The following is an 18,005-nucleotide window of genomic DNA, read 5'->3' as shown; positions in this document are numbered from 1 at the left end:
CGCATTGCGCTTAGAATCGCACCTCCCCGCCGAAGATATAGGTTCGGCCGCGGGCGGTGTTGGTCGGTGATAAATCCTGCGACTGCGACGGCATAGCGTTCATCTTGTTCAATGCATCGGAATAATCTTTGTCCATCAGGTTCTGCACGCTGAATTTCAACAGCAGATTGCGGTTGAACTGATAGGTGCTGTACAGGTCGATAACCGTTGGGATATGCGGTGCCGGTTCTTTCATCAACTGTTCATTCTCATCAACGTTGGAGTCGGGAGAAAGTCGCACCGTTTTGCCGGTATATTTCACCAGCCCGCCCAGCGTCAATTTCTCATCCAGCAAACGCACCCCCGTATCCAGCGTGAAGTACAACTCCGGTAACTCGCTAATGTCACCGGCACCGAACACATTGCTGGCCTGATTGGTCGGCTGACTGGTGTGTTCTTTGCTCAGAGAAAGTTTGGTGTAAGCAAAACCGGCATCATACATCGCCTCCACTTCCACCCCGCGTGACCTGACTGGCTCGTAAGAGTTGCTGTACATAGTCATGGCGACATTCACATCGGCGTTATCCCATTCCTCCTGACTAGTCTGGGCACGATTACATTTTTGGCGATTGCTGCACACCATGTAGCTCTGGCTGGAAATGTAATTTTTGATTTTCGATTCAAAATACACCGCCTTGAGCTGGAAACTGTCCTGTTTAAACAGCAGGTCATGCGCATTGGCGTTAAAACCCGCCTGCCAGGTTTCTGCCGTTTCCCCCTTAAGGAACGGGTTCATCGACTGCCCACCGCTGTTGGCGAAGAATACTTCCTGAATATTCGGCCCACGCATGGATTTGTTGTAGCTGACGAACGGCTGCAACCACGGCGTTACCTGCGCGGACAACATCACCGCCGGGTTAAAGCCATGCTCTTTCAAATTGATGTTACTGGCCCCCTGCGGGAAGCAGGCGACGCGCTCATCGCAGGCGGGTTTATAGCCGGAAATATCATAGGCGCTGTAGTTTAGGTCAAAGTTACCCTGCCAGATGCCGTAATTAAGCTGCAGGCCACTGTAAATACTGGCAATATTTTGTTTTCCTGCAATGCCGACCGGCGAGCTTTCCGCCTGGCCCTCGTCTGTCACCAGACCGGAGGCATGTTTCTTGTATTCGTTGCGAATCAGCTTGCCACCGTAGCTGAAGGCAAAATCAACCTCCTGCAGGCTGAAACGGCTGGTATTGTTCACATCCAGCGCGTCGGAGATATTTTTCGCTGTGCTGTCGCTAAAGCCCGCCATATTGTCGGACATAAACTTCTGCTCACCCCGGCTGGTACTGGCCGTCAGATTAAAGTCAATCAGCTCTGAAAACGGGGCGTAATGATATTTAATATAAAAGTCATTACTGTCGATATGGCGTCGGGTGATCTTATTTTGATAAGTTCTGGCTGACAGTTCAATGCTATTAAAGGCGTCAGGTTTAATATCCACTTTGAATAACTGGGATTTAGGATTCTGGCGATAGGTTTTATCGACATTAAACTCTTCACTGTCAAATCCTGAGCCGTTCTTATAATTAGAGGTGATGGAGCTGCCGCTGATAGCCGCCATGGCTCCCAAACTACCGCCGTCGCCGAATGCGTCGGTTTTCCCACCCACGGCGATCATACCGCTGCGGCCAATACCGTTATTGCCTACAGAAAATTTGGTGCGCACGCCAAAGGGGTTATCCGAAAACACCACGTCATCCACACCAATCGTGCGGAAGTTGGCGCTGCCTGCCAGCGCATTAACACCCGCGGACCCCGTCGCATTACCGCGAGCCACATCAACGCCGACGATAAAGTTGGGATCGATCAGCGCACCAAACTGACTGGTAGGCAGGCCGCCATGCGCCGCGTCGCTGGGTGAGCTGCCATAGTAGTTCTGGGTGATGCCATCAACCATGGTATTAACACGACCAAAGCCGCTCATGCCACGGATATTAACGCTGACCGAACCCTGGCCTGGGTCTATCTGGGTATAGGTACCCGGCATGCTGCGCAGGATGCTGTCTACCGACTCCAGATTCTTATTTTCCCCGCGTGAGCTGAAAGCTCCGGGCTTTTCCAGCGCTTCTTTTTCACTGCTACTGTTACTGCTCTCTGCCGCCGAAACATTCAATGGGCTGAAAACCACCTGGCCCTTTCCCTCTTCAACCCCGTTCTGCGCAGCCGTCGCCATCCCGCTCAGCGCTATTCCCGCGCCGATCAGGCTTACTATTAATTTGATTTTCATATATCCCCAGAAATTGCCAAAAAGATTTGGTGGCCGACAATGCCCAGCAAAAAGTCCGCCGAAATCGACGGTAAATTCATTTTTTATAGTTTTAATAAACCGTCGGGTTTATTACCCGACGGTGGTAATGGTTATTTCTGTGTTTTCTGATCCATCGCCATAATAAAGCTGTATTCCAGCGCGTTACTTTCCAGCCGCGTCAGACGGCCAGATTTTCCGCCGTGGCCAGCCGTCATATCGGTCGCCAGCAGCAACAGTGAATCGCCCTGTTTAAAGCGACGCAGTTTGGCGACCCATTTGGCCGGCTCCCAATATTGCACCTGCGAGTCATACAGGCCGCTGGTGACCAGCAGGTTCGGATAGGCCTGCTTACGCACGTTGTCGTAGGGACTATAGGACTTCATCAACGAATAGGCCTGCGCTTGATTCGGGTTGCCCCACTCCTCGTATTCACCGACCGTCAGCGGAATGCCGTCGTCCAGCATGGTGGTCAGCACATCAACGAAAGGCACCTGCGCCACCACCGCGTTATACAACTGCGGTGCCTGATTGATCACCGCTCCCATCAGCAGTCCACCGGCGCTGCCGCCCATGGCGTAAATCCGCCCCGGCTGACCATACCCCTGTTGGATTAATGCCTGGGTGGCATCGATAAAGTCGTTGAAGGAGTTCGGCTTATGGATCAGTTTGCCCTGTTGGTACCAGTTCTGCCCCAACTCACCGCCACCACGCACGTGGATCAACGCATAAACGAAACCGCGATCCAGCAAACTGATGCGGTTAGCGCTAAAGGCCGGATCCATGCTCATGCCGTAAGCACCATAACCGTACACCAGCAGCGGGCTGTGCCCCGCTTTGAACATTGCTTTGTTGTAGACCAGCGAGACCGGCACCTTCACACCGTCACGCGCCTGAATCCACACCCGCTCGCTATGATACTGGCTGGGATCCACCCCCTTCACTTCCTGCTGTTTCAGCAGGGTGCGCTCGCCTTTATTGAGATCCCATTGGTAAGTCCGGGTCGGGGTGGTCATCGCCGAATAGCCGTAGCGCAACTGCGGGTTGTCCGGATCGGGGTTATAACCCAGCCAGGCCATATAGCTGGCGTCATCGAACGGAATACTACGCTGAGTTTTACCGTCCCAACTGATTTGCCGCAGTTGCACCAGCCCCTCGCCACGCTCCTTCACCACCAGCCAGTCGCGGAACAGGGTAAAGCCCTCAACCTCGTTCTTTTCCTGCGGCGCTATCAGCGTCTGCCACGGCTTGTCGACCGCCGCGGTGTGATACAAGCCAAAATGCGGGCTCTGGTGGTTGGAGCGCAGATAGAACTCACCGCGATAGTGATCCAAATAATACTCGAGGCCGTTCTTGCGCGCAGCGAACAACACCGGGGTGCTCAGCGGCTGATTAGCATCGATCAGCCGCGCCTCCGAGGTGGTATTGCCGCTGATGCTAATAATGACGTAGTCACGTGAGGAAGATCGGCCGAGGCTCAGATAAAAACCGCCGTCGTTTTCCTGATACACCAGTTTATCGTCCGTGACCGGCGTGCCGGATTGATGACGATAAACCTGATACGGCAGCAAGGTCTGCGGGTGATTGCGGATATAGAACAGCGTCTTGCCATCATTGGCCCACGCCATATCACCGGAGGTATTTTCAATCACTTCCGGAGCCCATTTTCCGCTATCGATATCCTGCAATGAGATACGGTACTGCCTGCGCCCCTGCAAATCTTCAGCGATCGCCATCTGCCGATTATCCTGGCTGATCTCCAACCCGGCCAGACGATAATAATCCTGGCCCACAGCGCGCTGATTGGCGTCCAGCAAGGTTTGCCATGGCGCATCGGCCGTCAAAGCCTGGCGTTGATACAGGGCAAAATCCTTGCCCGCCGCATAGCTTTCCTGATAGCGATAACCGTTAAGCTGATAAGGCACCGAGCGATCTTCCGGGCTCATACGGCCCAGCATTTCCTGATACAGCGTATCGCGCAGTTTTTTTTACGGCTGCATCATTTGCTCGGTATAACGGTTTTCCGCCGTCAGATAATTCAGCACCTTTTTATTCTGGCGGCTGTCGTCGCGCAGCCAATAATAATCATCCACCCGGGTTTCCCCCTGAGCGGTTAACGAATGCGGGATAATCTCAGCGCTGGGTGCCAGTGGTTCCGCCCAGGCTACCTGCCCCAATAAACTCAATGAAATCGCTGCATAGGCGGCCGTACGCCAACGACGACGAACCGACAGAAATGGATGTTTCATAATCCCTCACGATGGTTTGGCATAAGCAACCCCGCCCCTGGTTTAGATAAACCAAGGCCGCTGCTCACGGAATAAATTATTGGCTGGCGTTCAATGCCGCCAGATTAAAATCAATCGGCATCGTCACCTGTACATTACCCTGCCGCAGCATCTCGCCCGGTGGTGGTGGCAGCGGTTGTGCTCGCATCACCACCGCTAACGCCTCCCGATCCAGCGAGGCAGTGCCCGACGGGGCATGCAATACCAGATCGAAAACCCGCCCCTGCGCATCCACAAAAAAAGACACCTGCGGCATACCGCTACGGCGACGACGCTGCGCATCCGGCGGATAACGTTTGATGCGGTTTAGCATTCCCTTCACCTGACTCTCCCACGACAGCTTGGCCTGCACGCGGCTTGCGGAATCGCTGTTCAGCGGCGCTGCCGTCTGCCGGGAGATATTCAGCGCTTTCGGCGCTGCGGCGCTGGACGCGGCGGCGTGCCTGGCTTCTTTCGCCTGCTCTTCCGGCTTCGGCTGAGCTTTCTGCGGTGGCCGGTGTTCGGTCCGCTTTTTCTCAGCCACGCTAATTTTGGTCTTTTCAGCCCGCGCCAACTTCGGCAAGTCCGGCTGTTCCTGCTGTTCGGCCGGTTGTGCCGCTGCGGACTCCGCCTGTTGCACGCCCAACGGCAGCGGCCTGGGGCTATCCGATGCCTCAATCTGCGCAGCCCAACTCATCATCACCGCCGGTGGTGGCAACTGCATCGGCGGCAACGACGAAGACGGCCAGTAAAACAGCAGCACCAGCGCCGCATGTGCCGCTATCGCACACAGAAAACCACGAGCCCAACGCGGCTGCGGCAGAGCGACGGCCGGGTAAGATAAAGACTGACTTAACATAGGGATATTAGACTATTTAATTACGAATGATTTTAGATCTCATTTGCTAATGATAATCATTTGTAATTTGTATTAACAGTTCTTTTCACTGTCTTAACTTAATCATTTAACCTCAGGGGTTATCGCAGGGTAACCCATAGGTAATCCGCCACCTGCTTATCGAGCTGCACACCAGGTTCAGCCAGCATCAACACGGTCGGCAACGCCGTCGGCTGCAGATCCTGCACATGCAGCGGCACCCCCACCGTCTTGGCAGCATGGTAGCCGCCGGCAATCAGCAGCGTCGGCGTCGGGGCCGCCAGCAAACGTTCAGCCATGCGCCGGTCGCGTTGCTGCTGGATCGCCAACATCGCATGCAGCTGCTGAGGTTCAATCTTCCCACCGCGCGAAGTACGGATAGTTTCTTCCAGTGCCTTCTGCACCGTCGGACGCACCGACAGTTGGCCCTGTGGGAAAGACGGCTGCTGATAAAACGCCATGATCTCATCGCGATCCAGGTTGGCCGACCACAGCGGGTACGGTGCGCGCATCGCCACCATCGTCAGCTCGCCATACAGCGACCATTTCCAGCCTGGCTGCCAGTCGATCAACTCCGCCACACGGCTGTCGCGTACCGCCGGGCTGCCCTGCAGCCAGTGCTTCACCTGATCTACCTTGGCCTGCTGATTCGGGTTAATCATCTCCATCAGCACGCTGCCCTGCGGCCGTTGCTGCGGCAGGTTTTGCACCAGCCACAGTTCAATCTGGTGGTGATACGGGTTGTCATGTTTTTCCCCAACGATAACCCGTGGCTGAGCGGCCAAACGGGTCAGCAGTTGGTCAGGCGTCAGGGTTTCCCCCGTATGCAAGTCGGTTATTTTCCCCAGCTTGTCGAGGGTATTTTTTGGTGAGGAAACCGGGGCCTGACTACAGGCGCCGAGCGCCAGCACGGTCAATAAAATCAGAAATCTCATGATGCTGCCCTGTCATAAAAAGTGGCGACATTATAGATAATAATTATCATTTGCATATAGGTCGCACCCGATCCTGAGACGTCGATAACTATTTTTTTACTTTATGGTTTTCGCTCACACATTGATTTCATGAAGTATTGCGGGTATAACCAATAGCCACTTAGCAGCCCAGACGTCTATACGGACAAGAAATTATGCACTCAGCCGTTCCCACCGAAGGACAGTTCAAACGCACCATGAAAGCCCGGCATCTGGTGATGCTGTCGCTAGGCGGTGTGATTGGCACCGGACTGTTCTTCAACACCGGTTATATCATTTCCACCACCGGCGCTCTCGGCACCCTGCTGGCCTACTTGATCGGCGCGCTGGTGGTCTATCTGGTGATGCTGTGTCTGGGGGAACTGTCGGTGGCGATGCCGGAAACCGGTGCCTTCCACGTCTATGCTTCACGTTATCTTGGTCCGGCCACCGGTTACACCGTCGCCTGGCTATACTGGCTGACCTGGACGGTTGCATTGGGCTCCAGCCTGACCGCCGCCGGTTTCTGCATGCAGTATTGGTTCCCGCAATCACCGGTGTGGCTGTGGTGTTTGATCTTCTGCGCAGCTATTTTCCTGCTCAACGTGGTCACCACCCGCTTCTTTGCTGAAAGCGAATTCTGGTTCTCGCTGATCAAGGTGATCACTATTCTGGCGTTTATCATTCTCGGCGGTGCGGCGATGTTCGGCCTGCTGCCGATGAAAGACGGCACCCCGGCGCCCTTCCTGCATAACCTGACCGCTTCCGGCTGGCTGCCGAACGGTACTTTGCCGATCCTGATGACCATGGTGGCGGTGAACTTCGCCTTCTCCGGTACTGAGTTGATCGGCATTGCCGCCGGCGAAACCGAGAACCCGGAAAAGGTGGTGCCCTGGGCGATACGTACCACGGTGATCCGCTTGATGCTGTTCTTTATCGGCACGGTGTTTATTTTGGCGGCGCTGATCCCGATGGATCAGGCCGGGATTGTCAAAAGCCCCTTTGTACTGGTGTTTGAACGCATCGGCGTACCCTATGCCGCCGACATCTTTAATTTCGTGATCCTGACCGCCATTTTGTCGGCGGCTAACTCGGGCCTGTACGCTTCGGGCCGCATGCTGTGGTCGCTGGCCAACCAGCGTACTCTGCCGGCCTATTTCTCCCGCGTGAATAAACGCGGCATTCCGATTAATGCGCTGACCTTCAGCATGCTCGGCGGCGTACTGGCACTGCTGACCAGCGTGATCGCCCCGGACACGGTGTTCGTGGCGCTGTCGGCGATTTCCGGCTTTGCGGTGGTGGTGGTCTGGTTAAGCATCTGTGCCTCGCACTTCGCTTTCCGCCGTCATTATGTCCGCAGCGGCCAGCCGATCTCCGGCCTGAAATACCGCGCGCCGGGGTATCCGCTCACACCGATTGTCGGTTTCGCCCTGTGCCTGTTGGCCTGTGTCGGGCTGGCGTTCGATCCCGAGCAGCGCATCGCGCTTTACTGTGGCCTGCCGTTTGTCGCCCTGTGCTACATCGCCTATTATCTGACCCGCCGTGCCGGGCAAAAAACCTCACTGGGAGAGAATCATGTCGGTCAATAACCCCGTAGCCCCCCTCTTGGCCGCTAACGGCACGCTGATTTTAGACGGCGCGCTGGCTACCGAACTGGAAGCGCGCGGCTGTGACCTCAGCGACCCGCTGTGGTCGGCAAAAGTGCTGATTGAAAACCCTGAGCTGATTTATCAGGTGCATCTCGATTATTTCGAAGCGGGGGCACAGTGCGCCATCACCGCCAGCTATCAGGCCACGCCGCAAGGCTTTTTACGCCGGGGTCTGGATCAAGCGCAGTCACTGGCGCTGATTGCCAAAAGCGTGCAACTGGCGCAGCAGGCGCGCAGTGATTACCTGATGCAGCATCCGCAAGCTGCCCCCTTGTTGATTGCCGGCTCGGTGGGGCCGTATGGCGCTTATCTGGCCGATGGGTCTGAATATCGCGGCGATTACTCACTGCCGCAGGAAGAGATGATCGCCTTCCACCGCCCGCGTATCCAGGCGTTAGCCGAAGCCGGGGTGGATTTACTGGCTTGCGAAACCCTGCCGTCCTTCAGCGAACTGCAGGCGTTGCTGACGTTGTTACAAGAATTCCCGACGCTGGGCGCCTGGTTCGCTTTCACCTTGCGCGACAGCCAACACCTCAGCGACGGGACACCGCTGACTGAGGTCATCGCGTTGTTACACGCCAATCCACAGGTGCTGGCCATCGGCATTAACTGCATTGCACTGGAAAATGTAACCCCGGCACTGCAACAGTTTGCCGCCCTGGCTGACAAACCGCTGCTGGTCTATCCGAACTCCGGTGAACACTACGACGCGGTGAGCAAAACCTGGCATGCCTGCGGCGGCGCACACGGCAGCCTGATTGATCAAATTGGCGAGTGGCAAGGCATCGGTGCGCGACTGATTGGTGGCTGCTGCCGTACTACGCCGCAGGATATCCGTCAGATCGCGGCCAGCTGCAAGGCATAAAAAAACCCCCTGCGCCGAGGGCGTCAGGGGGCGGTTTATCGCTAAAGGCTTACAGCGGTGTGGTCTGCGCTTCTACCACGGCCAGCGCCACCATGTTGACGATACGGCGTACCGAGGCGATTGGCGTCAGGATGTGTACCGGTTTCGATACCCCCATCAGCACCGGCCCTACGGTGACCCCTTCGGAAGAGGAGACGCGCAGCAGGTTGTAGCTGATGCGCGCCGCTTCCATATTCGGCATGATCAACACGTTGGCCGCCCCTTTCAGCGGGCTGTCCGGCATCAGATCATTACGAATGCTCTCTACCAGCGCGGCATCGCCGTGCATCTCACCGTCAATTTCCAGTTCCGGCGCCATCTTGTTCACCAGCTCCAGCGTTTTGCGCATTTTGCAGGCCGCCGGGTTATCGGAGGAACCAAAGCTGGAATGGGACAGCAGCGCCACTTTCGGCTCAATACCGAAGCGGCGTACGGTTTCCGCCGCCATCAGGGTGATTTCTGCCAGTTGTTCCGGGGTAGGATCGTCATTGACATAGGTGTCGGCAATAAAGGTGTTACCGCTTGGCAGCAGCAGCGCATTCATCGCCCCGGCGACGTGTGCCCCCTCGCGGAAGCCAAACACTTTCTCAACCACGTCGTAATGTTCGTGGTAACTGCCGATGGTGCCGCAAATCATCGCATCCGCTTCACCGCGATGCAGCATGATGGCGGCAATCAGCGTCGGGTTACCAATCACCGCACGGCGCGCCTGCTCTTGCGATACACCGCGGCGTTTCATGATCTGGTAATACTCACCCCAGTATTCGTTGAAACGCGGATCGGACTCGTTGTTCACCACTTCAAAGTCTTTACCTGCCGTCAGTTGCAGGCCGAGTTTTTTCAGGCGCATTTCAATCACGCTCGGACGACCGACCAGGATTGGATAGGCCAGCCCCTGCGACACCAGTTCCTGAGTCGCATGCAGTACCCTTTCCTCTTCGCCTTCCGCCATCACCACGCGCTTCATTTCTTTCTTCGCCTGGGAGAAAATCGGCTTCATGAACAGGTTGGTTTTGTAGACGAACTCGGACAGTTTTTCGACGTAGGCGTCAAAGTCTTCGATCGGACGCGTCGCCACGCCGGACTCCATCGCCGCCTTGGCGACCGCCGGAGCAATTTTAACAATCAGACGCGGGTCGAAAGGTTTTGGAATGATGTATTCAGGGCCAAATGACAGGTCCTGGTCGCCATAGGCCGAAGCCACTACGTCGCTCTGCTCAGCCAATGCCAGATCGGCAATCGCATGCACACAGGCCAGCTTCATTTCTTCGTTGATGGTGGTTGCGCCCACGTCCAGCGCGCCACGGAAGATGAACGGGAAGCACAATACGTTGTTCACCTGGTTCGGGTAGTCGGAACGGCCGGTACAGATAATGGCGTCCGGACGCACGGCTTTCGCCAGCGGCGGCAAGATCTCCGGTTCCGGGTTGGCCAGCGCCATGATCAGCGGGTCCTTGGCCATGGTTTTCACCATATCCTGGGTCAATACGCCCGGGCCGGAACAACCGAGGAAGATATCGGCATCGGGGATCGCGTCCCCCAGCGTCCGCTGGCCGTTATCTTCAATGGCGTAGGCCGCCTTGGTCTGCTCCATGTTGGCGTCGCGACCTTTGTAGATCACCCCTTTGGAATCGCAGACGGTAATGTTCTGCTGACGCAACCCCAGCGCCACCAGCAGGTTTAAACAGGCGATCGACGCGGCACCGGCACCGGAAACCACCAGCCGCACGTCGGAAATATTCTTTTTCACTACCCGCAGGCCGTTCAGCACTGCGGCGGTGGTGATAATGGCGGTGCCGTGCTGATCGTCATGAAACACCGGGATCTTCATGCGTTCACGCAGTTTCTGCTCGATGTAGAAACACTCTGGCGCTTTGATGTCTTCCAGGTTGATGCCACCGAAGGTGGGCTCCAGAGAGGCAATGATGTCGATCAGCTTGTCAGGGTTTAGCTCATCCACTTCGATATCAAACACGTCGATACCGGAAAATTTCTTGAACAGGACGCCTTTCCCTTCCATTACCGGCTTACCGGCCAAGGCGCCGATATTGCCCAGCCCGAGCACTGCCGTGCCGTTGGAAATCACCGCCACCAGGTTGCCACGCGCGGTGTACTTGTAGGCCGCCAGCGGATCGGCAGCAATTTCCAGACAAGGGGCTGCGACGCCCGGCGAGTAGGCCAGCGCCAGATCGCGTTGCGTTGCCAGCGGTTTGGTTGGAGATACCTGGATCTTCCCTGGGACCGGATACTGGTGAAAATCAAGCGCACTCTGTTTGAGCTGTTCGTCCATTATGGGTTCCTATGCTTTTTGCTTTTATGTTGAGGTAAGACTTGTAAACCTTTAAGGCTAGACCAGTATAGTGAGAGAAACGTCACAAACTTTGAACCGGGCCATAACCTTGATCGAAATAGTTTTTTAAAAGTAAAAAAAGAAGTACCACAGGACGGAAAAGAAAAACACTGCCGTCAGTGCGACGCTAGTGAGTTTGATAACAAAGTTGTTTTTTAGCTCGAGATACCCGGGCCTAGCGCACCGAGGGGCGCTCCGGCAGCCAAGGCTGCTACGACCCCTTCGGCACGCTCTCCCTAATATCGGACATTATCAGTAGCCTGAGTGCCGTCAGTGCGACGGCAGTTGGGCACGCCAGGCGTTGAGCGTTGCCACCCGGCCGGCGCAAATTTGTAACGAGGTTTGTAGTGCCAGGGTGTAACTCAGCGCGTCGCCCCAGGTACTGCCCAATAACTGCGGCTGCTGGCACGGGGTAAACACCGATTCAGGGGGCAACAGCACCACCGGCACTGCTGCCTGCGGCGGTTGGGCGCAGGAGCTCAATAACAGCATCAGGCATAGGCTGCCCAGCGCAGGCGTCATTTTTGATCGCTTCACGGTATTTCCTCTGATAAACGTCGCTTTGCTGGCGCAACTGCTGCTCCTGCTGCTGTTGGGCCGCCATCAGCGCCCGGTTCTGTGCATCCTGAATTTGCAACGTGGCAATCAACCCTGCCTGCTGCGCCAGGGTCTTTTGCTGTTCACCCGCCTGCTGCTGCACCAATTCCAGCCGGTGCGACAACAGCGAGCTATAGCCGCCAAGGCAGATGGCTGCCAACAACAACAACAGCCATCCCCCCTGCACCAGCCGGCTCAACAAGCCGCTCATGCCGGATAATCCCTGAAGGAAAGCTGGAAGTGCGGCCCGTCCTTCAGCGTTTTCCATTCCCCGCCCCACTCAACGCTGACGGCACATTCGCGTGCCGCACGGCGCACTGCTACGGCGATTTGCGCGTAATAATCCCATTCCCAGGACACCACGCCCGCCGGCATCGCCACCACGTCCACCGCATGGCCGGTCAAATGACGGCTTTTCAGCGTCTGGCTTTGACCACCGCGCACCAGATCACGCTGACGAGCCATGGTGCGCAGCCCCTCGGTGATGGAAAACGGCACCAGCGAGTAATGCAGCGCCAGCCTTATCACCCGCACCAGATCCGGATGAACGCCGATTAAATTCGCCTCGCTGCGGGCGGTAAACTGAATGTCCTCAATTTCATTTATCATTTTTAAACCCCGTCTTTTTTCCAATGATTTTTTTAATTAATGCGCTGATATAATCGGCCCCAAGGAAACCAATCAGCACGCTGGCAAGGTTCGCCCATTTTAATTCCAGCCCGGTCAGCGCCAACGCATCGCGTACCGTCCAGGCCAATAATGCACACATGCCTGCATTTAATAGCCGGCGCCGCATACCTACGTTGCGGTAGGCGCCATGTAATAGCGCCATGATGCCCGCCAAAATGGCATTCATCACCGGCTGCAGATATTCACATGCTCGCTGGATAATTAAGCCAACAGCGTCTGGCTCTAAGCTGGACATAGCTACACTCCTATTTTATTTTAATAAACTGCCCATCACGGCCGGTGGGATATCGGTACCATCAGAATCTAGTTAAGGATGCTATAACAAAGCAAATGAATAAATATAGCCTCTAAGGTCAAATTGATTCATGCTCAGCCATAGCACAACAAGCTCAGGTAAATAACAGGATGCATTGATAAAAAATTCATCTTTACTGTGATTTATTTCGACTTCTCTTTATCAGAAAAATAAACATTAATAGCGGCGAGAGAATAGCTCTCAATAACAAAAAAACCTCAACCCTGGAGAAATACCATGTCCGAACGTAAAGCCGTTATTGGTTATTATTTCATTCCAACCAACCAAATTAATAACTATACCGAGTCTGATACTTCAATCGTGCCCTTCCCGGTGTCAAACATCACGCCGGCCAAGGCCAAACAGCTGACCCACATTAATTTCTCGTTCCTCGACATTAACAGCAATCTGGAATGCGCCTGGGATCCCGCCACTAACGACGCCAAGGCGCGCGACGTGGTCGGCCGGTTAACCGCGCTGAAAGCGCACAACCCCAACCTGCGCATTATGTTCTCCATCGGCGGCTGGTATTACTCCAACGATCTGGGGGTTTCCCATGCCAACTATGTCAATGCGGTGAAAACCCCGGCGGCGCGGACCAAATTCGCACAATCCTGTGTTCGCATCATGAAAGACTACGGTTTTGACGGCGTAGACATTGACTGGGAATACCCGCAGAGCAGCGAGGTGGATGGCTTTGTCGCCGCGCTACAGGAAATCCGTACCCTGCTGAACCAGCAGACTCAGGCCGACGGCCGCCAGGCACTGCCTTATCAGTTGACCATTGCCGGCGCCGGTGGCGCGTTCTTCCTGTCGCGTTACTACAGCAAGCTGCCGCAGATCGTCGCCTCGCTCGATTACATCAACCTGATGACCTACGATCTGGCCGGCCCATGGGAAAAGATCACCAACCATCAGGCCGGGCTGTTCGGCGACAGCGCCGGGCCAACCTTCTACAACGCGCTGCGTGAAGCCAACCTGGGCTGGAGCTGGGAAGAGCTGACCCGCGCCTTCCCCAGCCCGTTCAGCCTGACAGTGGACGCCGCAGTACAACAGCACCTGATGCTGGAAGGCGTGCCGAGCCACAAAATTGTCATGGGCGTGCCGTTCTATGGCCGTGAGTTCAAGGGCGTCAGCGGCAGCAACGGCGGCCAGTACAGCAGCCACAGCACACCGGGCGAAGATCCGTTCCCGGGCACCGACTATTGGTTGGTGGGCTGTGAAGAGTGTGTCCGCGACAAGGATCCGCGCATTGCCTCCTACCGCCAACTGGAACAGATGCTTTTGGGCAACTACGGCTATCAGCGCCTGTGGAACGACAAGACCAAAACGCCGTACCTGTATCACGCGGCCAATGGCCTGTTCGTCACCTATGACGACGTCGAAAGCTTCAAATACAAGGCGAAGTACATCAAACAGCAGCAGTTGGGCGGCGTGATGTTCTGGCACCTGGGCCAGGATAACCGTAACGGGGATCTGCTGGCGTCGCTGGACCGTTATTTCAACGCGACGGACTACGATGACAGCCAACTGGATATGGGCACCGGCCTGCGTTATACCGGCGTTGGCCCGGGTAATTTGCCGATCATGAGCGCCCCGGCCTACGTTGCCGGTACCACCTATAACCAGGGGGCGTTGGTGTCATATCTGGGCTACGTCTGGCAGACCAAGTGGGGCTACATCACGTCGGTGCCCGGCTCCGATACCGCCTGGCTGAAAGTGGGCCGCGTGGCGTAACAGCAGGTTATCCGATAAAAAAACCCCGGGGCCGATGGCAACGGGGTTTTTACTGCATTAAACATTTAATTTTCGCATCCCTTCGTGGCTACTCCCTCAGTTGTTACACCAAGGGTAACCCCCGTCACGTATCACTTCACGCCCCATCAGGCTAAATACGTCGCTTTTGCGCGTCAGCCGCTCATGCCACCAGGTAAACCCGGCCCCCTTGCTGGCCGGATGCCAGGCCAGCCAAATCATTTCGTCACCTTTTTGCATATCAACCGGCACCGTCACCAGTTCACCGCTCGCCAGCTCTTTTTCTATCAGTGCCGGTGGCAGGAAGCCGTGGCCAATGCCGCGCTTCAACAACGCCAGCTTACTTTCAACGTCGCACACCACCAGTTGGCGCTGCAACGGCATGGTGCCGTGGTTACGCTTGGGCAGCTCGTGGCTGCTGTCGGCAATCACCACCACGATATCGTTTAACCGCTGGTTTTTATCCACCGGCTTTTTCTGCGCCGCAAAGGGATGCGAAGGTGAAACGCACAGCACAAAATTCAGCTTGCCGAGCATCAGCGTCTTGGCCTGTACGCTGTCCGGGATCTGGCCGATGGCGATAATCAAATCGGCTCGGTTATTCTTCAGGGCATCCCAGGTGCCATTCAGCGCTTCACGCTGTACGGAAATGTTGGCATTCGGACTGTGCCCAATATAGTCGCGGATATCCTGGGTGATAGTTTCCAACGGAAAGAAATTATCGACGACGATGCGGATATTATTATCGAGTTTTGGGATGTTTCTTACCCTACTCTCCAGATCCTGCACCGCATTTAAAATCCAGCCGCCCTCTTGCAACAGGAATTCCCCTTCATCTGTCAGGGTAATCATCGGGCCATTACGGTGAAAAAGTTTCACGCAGAGTTTACTTTCAATATTGGAAACCCGATAAGAGATTGCCGACGGGGTTTTATGCAATGCCTCCGCCGCCATTGAGAAAGAGCCGGTACTTTTGATGGTGCTGATTATTTTAATCGCATCCAGGGATAATCTAGTCATACAAATTCCTCTTTGAAATAAAATAAGAAAAAATTGACACTAAATTCCCAAGTGGTTGGCGCGTAAAAGTCGTTCAAGTCACACAAGAGTAAGTCAAACCACAAGCAATATACTCCATATCGGAGAACGTCATCTGAAAGACTATTCATCAATCCTTTAAATAAAATTCATCATGACGCCGATTTTTTAGACAGCAGCGTTTAAATAAATTCAACCAGGAAACAAAAGACAATCATCATAATAATTTTAGTTAATAGCCTATAAAACATTCCATCCTGACGAGCGAGACTAAGAGTAAAAATAAAACAAGCCGCCAAGAATGATGTTTTTAATTTCGTTAATAACCTCTCATTTCACCGGTGAAATAAACCCAACTTACAAAACAACTTCAGTCAGGAGTGACTTATGAACACGACTTCCCGTACCCTTATGTCCCTTGGTCTTTTGAGTGCTGCACTGTGCGGCGTCTCACAACAGGCTGCCGCCCACGGCTATGTCGAAACACCGGCCAGCCGCTCCTACCAGTGCAAACTGCAGCTCAATACCCAGTGCGGCAGCGTGCAATACGAACCGCAAAGCGTTGAAGGGCTGAAAGGCTTCCCGCAGGCCGGTCCGGCGGATGGGCATATCGCCAGCGCCGACAAAACCACCTTCTTCGAGTTGGATCAGCAAACGCCGACCCGCTGGAACAAGATCAACCTGCACACCGGGCCTAATTCCTTCACCTGGACATTGACGGCTCGTCACAGCACCACCAGCTGGCGTTATTTCATTACCAAGCCAAACTGGGATGCTTCACAACCGCTGACCCGTGCGTCGTTTGACCTCACACCGTTCTGCCAACAGAACGACGGCGCTGCAATCCCTGCCGCACAGGTCACCCACCAGTGCAACATACCGGCAGACCGTAGCGGCTCGCACGTGATCCTCGCCGTGTGGGATGTAGCAGATACGGCCAATGCCTTCTATCAGGCGATTGACGTTAACTTGAGCAAATAATAAGGAGGGGGAATACCACAGGGTTCAGCCGGGTGCTGAACCCTTTTTTATTGCTTTATAGATCGTCACAGCGCATGTTTCTTATTGTTCCCCCTCAGGCTAAATTCGGCTTCCCGCTGCCGAACAACCGGCGCAAAGCCGCAGCCCGCCTGGTTTTGGAGAGGATCCATCGTTCTTGTCCATTGCAACAATCAGAAAAAGCGCATTTTAATCTTCGGGCTTCTGATGCAGTGTGTTCAGCCTACGATGGAAAACGTTCTCATTTCCTACATTGACGTTAGGTCAAGGAGCTTATAAATGAATCAATTAGACGCACTCAAGCAGCTAACTACGGTTGTGGCCGACAGTGGCGATATCGAATCGATCCGCCAGTTCGAACCGCAAGATGCCACCACCAACCCTTCCCTGATCCTGAAGGCCGCTGCACTGCCTCAATATAAGCCACTGATCCTCGAAGCCCTGAGCTATGCCCGTCAGCAAGGCGGCAGCAAAGAAACCCAACTGATTAACGCCTGCGACAAACTGGCGGTCAACATCGGCGTCGAAATTCTGAAAAGCGTCCCGGGCCGCATCTCCACCGAAGTGGACGCCCGCCTGTCCTTCGACCGCGGTATGTGCGTGGCCAAGGCGCGTAAACTGATTGGCCTGTATCAGCAACAGGGCATTGATAAGTCGCGCATTCTGATCAAACTGGCTTCCACATGGGAAGGCATCAAAGCCGCCGAGGAGCTGGAAAGAGAAGGCATCAACACCAACCTGACGCTGCTGTTCTCTTTCGCCCAGGCCCGCGCCTGTGCCGAAGCCGGGGTGTTCCTGATTTCACCTTTCGTTGGCCGTATCTATGACTGGTATCAGGCCAAACAGCCGTCTGCTGACTATAACGCCGAGCAGGATCCGGGCGTGGAATCAGTCCGCAGCATTTATGAATACTACAAGCAGCACCGTTATCAAACGGTGATCATGGGTGCCAGCTTCCGCAAGGTAGAGCAAATTCTGGCGCTGGCCGGCTGCGATCGCCTGACTATCGCACCGAACCTGCTGGAACAGCTCAAGCAAAGCGATCAACCGGTAGAACGCAAACTGACGCCATCTACCGAAGGTTTCCATCAACCTGCCCCGCTGGCCGAGGCCGAATTCCGTTGGCAGCACAATCAAGATGCCATGGCGGTTGAAAAACTGGCCGAAGGTATCCGTCTGTTCGCCGTTGACCAGCAAAAGCTGGAAGACATGCTGGCCGCTGAACTGTAATCACTCTGGAGTCCCGTAATGTCTGCTCGTAAAGAACTCGCCAACGCCATCCGCGCACTCAGCATGGACGCCGTACAAAAAGCAAATTCCGGCCACCCGGGTGCACCTATGGGCATGGCGGACATCGCC

Annotated in this window: 15 protein-coding genes and 1 pseudogene; 6 read left to right on the top strand and 10 right to left on the bottom strand. The window is 55.1% G+C overall.

The window, feature by feature from the left end; genetic code table 11:
* Positions 1-10 precede the first annotated feature (10 nt).
* The 4 genes and pseudogenes from BEI65_RS12540 to BEI65_RS12525 all read right to left on the bottom strand — a co-directional run bounded on the left by BEI65_RS12540 (position 11) and on the right by BEI65_RS12525 (position 6,351).
* Entirely contained in the window at positions 11-2,254 is a 2,244-nt protein-coding gene (locus BEI65_RS12540) for a TonB-dependent receptor domain-containing protein (protein ID WP_099063629.1), read from the bottom strand.
* A gap of 131 nt (positions 2,255-2,385) precedes the next feature.
* Positions 2,386-4,521, bottom strand: a pseudogene (locus BEI65_RS12535) (S9 family peptidase).
* A gap of 76 nt (positions 4,522-4,597) precedes the next feature.
* Positions 4,598-5,398 carry an energy transducer TonB gene (locus BEI65_RS12530; protein ID WP_099063628.1) on the bottom strand — a complete coding sequence of 267 codons (801 nt, stop codon included), beginning with the start codon at positions 5,396-5,398 and terminating at the stop codon, positions 4,598-4,600.
* Between the two features lie 119 nt (positions 5,399-5,517).
* The gene (locus BEI65_RS12525) at positions 5,518-6,351 is read right to left on the bottom strand and encodes a ChaN family lipoprotein (protein ID WP_099063627.1); all 834 of its coding nucleotides are present in this window, start codon (positions 6,349-6,351) and stop codon (positions 5,518-5,520) included.
* Between the two features lie 194 nt (positions 6,352-6,545).
* Here BEI65_RS12525 and mmuP point away from each other — a divergent pair, with 194 nt between their 5' ends.
* Positions 6,546-7,958, top strand: coding sequence for an S-methylmethionine permease (gene mmuP / locus BEI65_RS12520; RefSeq protein WP_099063626.1), 1,413 nt, complete (start codon positions 6,546-6,548; stop codon positions 7,956-7,958).
* Positions 7,945-8,883 (top strand): homocysteine S-methyltransferase, encoded by a 939-nt coding sequence (mmuM, locus tag BEI65_RS12515; protein WP_099063625.1) that lies wholly within the window; start codon positions 7,945-7,947, stop codon positions 8,881-8,883. Before mmuP ends, mmuM begins: the two co-directional genes overlap by 14 nt.
* Before the next feature lie 49 nt (positions 8,884-8,932).
* Here the strand turns inward: mmuM and maeB are convergent, their stop codons facing one another.
* The 5 genes from maeB to BEI65_RS12495 all read right to left on the bottom strand — a co-directional run bounded on the left by maeB (position 8,933) and on the right by BEI65_RS12495 (position 12,794).
* The gene (gene maeB / locus BEI65_RS12510) at positions 8,933-11,212 is read right to left on the bottom strand and encodes an NADP-dependent oxaloacetate-decarboxylating malate dehydrogenase (protein ID WP_085118056.1); all 2,280 of its coding nucleotides are present in this window, start codon (positions 11,210-11,212) and stop codon (positions 8,933-8,935) included.
* A 330-nt stretch (positions 11,213-11,542) separates the two neighbouring features.
* Positions 11,543-11,707, bottom strand: coding sequence for a hypothetical protein (locus BEI65_RS26980; protein ID WP_165367294.1), 165 nt, complete (start codon positions 11,705-11,707; stop codon positions 11,543-11,545).
* On the bottom strand, positions 11,697-12,080 hold the full coding sequence (locus BEI65_RS12505; RefSeq protein ID WP_099063624.1) for a DUF2570 family protein: 384 nt from the start codon (positions 12,078-12,080) through the stop codon (positions 11,697-11,699). Before BEI65_RS12505 ends, BEI65_RS26980 begins: the two co-directional genes overlap by 11 nt.
* Complete coding sequence (locus BEI65_RS12500; protein WP_099063623.1) at positions 12,077-12,478, bottom strand: M15 family metallopeptidase; 402 nt, start codon at positions 12,476-12,478, stop codon at positions 12,077-12,079. Before BEI65_RS12500 ends, BEI65_RS12505 begins: the two co-directional genes overlap by 4 nt.
* A complete protein-coding gene (locus BEI65_RS12495) occupies positions 12,468-12,794 on the bottom strand; it encodes a phage holin, lambda family (RefSeq protein ID WP_099063622.1) in 327 nt (108 codons plus the stop codon). The genes BEI65_RS12500 and BEI65_RS12495 overlap by 11 nt, the downstream gene beginning before the upstream one ends.
* A gap of 297 nt (positions 12,795-13,091) precedes the next feature.
* Between BEI65_RS12495 and BEI65_RS12490 the strand changes: the two genes are divergently transcribed.
* Entirely contained in the window at positions 13,092-14,591 is a 1,500-nt protein-coding gene (locus tag BEI65_RS12490; RefSeq protein ID WP_099063621.1) for a glycosyl hydrolase family 18 protein, read from the top strand.
* 96 nt (positions 14,592-14,687) lie between these two features.
* Here BEI65_RS12490 and BEI65_RS12485 read toward each other — a convergent pair whose 3' ends face one another.
* Entirely contained in the window at positions 14,688-15,629 is a 942-nt protein-coding gene (locus BEI65_RS12485; RefSeq protein ID WP_099063620.1) for a LysR family transcriptional regulator, read from the bottom strand.
* A gap of 405 nt (positions 15,630-16,034) precedes the next feature.
* On the opposite strand from BEI65_RS12485, the gene BEI65_RS12480 reads away from it, so the two are divergent.
* The 3 genes from BEI65_RS12480 to BEI65_RS12470 form a co-directional block, all read left to right on the top strand.
* Positions 16,035-16,628: a lytic polysaccharide monooxygenase gene (locus BEI65_RS12480; protein WP_099063619.1), complete on the top strand. Its 594-nt coding sequence runs from the start codon at positions 16,035-16,037 to the stop codon at positions 16,626-16,628.
* A 297-nt stretch (positions 16,629-16,925) separates the two neighbouring features.
* The gene (gene tal / locus BEI65_RS12475) at positions 16,926-17,876 is read left to right on the top strand and encodes a transaldolase (protein ID WP_099063618.1); all 951 of its coding nucleotides are present in this window, start codon (positions 16,926-16,928) and stop codon (positions 17,874-17,876) included.
* A gap of 18 nt (positions 17,877-17,894) precedes the next feature.
* Positions 17,895-18,005: hypothetical protein (locus BEI65_RS12470; RefSeq protein WP_157765448.1), on the top strand; the 111-nt coding region annotated here is incomplete at its 3' end.

The organism is Serratia sp. BW106 (assembly GCF_002607755.1).
Taxonomy (GTDB): Bacteria; Pseudomonadota; Gammaproteobacteria; order Enterobacterales; family Enterobacteriaceae; genus Serratia; species Serratia proteamaculans.
The sequence above is the reverse complement of the archived record's forward strand: the minus strand, read 5'-3'. Positions and strand labels throughout refer to the sequence as shown.